Annotated in this window: 1 protein-coding gene; it reads left to right on the top strand. The window is 36.2% G+C overall.

Annotated elements, in window-relative coordinates; translation table 11 throughout:
- Nucleotides 1–527: IS110 family transposase (locus tag CDO51_RS13195; RefSeq protein ID WP_143824754.1), on the top strand; the 527-nt coding region annotated here is incomplete at both ends.

Genomic DNA, 527 nt, shown 5'->3' on the forward strand with positions numbered 1-527 from the left:
ATGAGTGGCGATGGTAAAGAACTAGATAACTTCACTATCCAACATTCCAAAGATGGATTTGAAACTTTAGAAACTAAACTTCTAAAGCACGATGACAATCCTAAAAACTTCTGCTGCTTAATTGAAACTAAACACGGACTTTTAACTCAATACCTGTTAGAAAATAACTTCACTGTTTATTCTGTTAACCCCAAGCTAGTTGATGCTAGACGAAAAGCTTCTGGGGCTAAAACTGACTTTATTGATGCTAAAATACTGGCTAATATGGGTAGATCAGAGCTCCATGACTTACATAAGCTAGAGCCTGATTCTGAACATATTCAAGAGCTTAAAGTGCTTACCAGAGATCAAGAAGCTCTTATAAAAGAAAGTGCTAGGTTAACAAATAGACTGATTTCAACCCTGAAAGAATATTACCCTGTTGCTCTTGAGCTGTTTTCTAAAATAACTCTACCTGTTTCTCTAGCTTTTTTAAGGAAATACCCCACTCCAAAACAGGCTCGAAAAGCTAGTAGAGATGAGATCTT

Source organism: Natranaerobius trueperi (assembly GCF_002216005.1).
GTDB lineage: Bacteria > Bacillota > Natranaerobiia > Natranaerobiales > Natranaerobiaceae > Natranaerobius_A > Natranaerobius_A trueperi.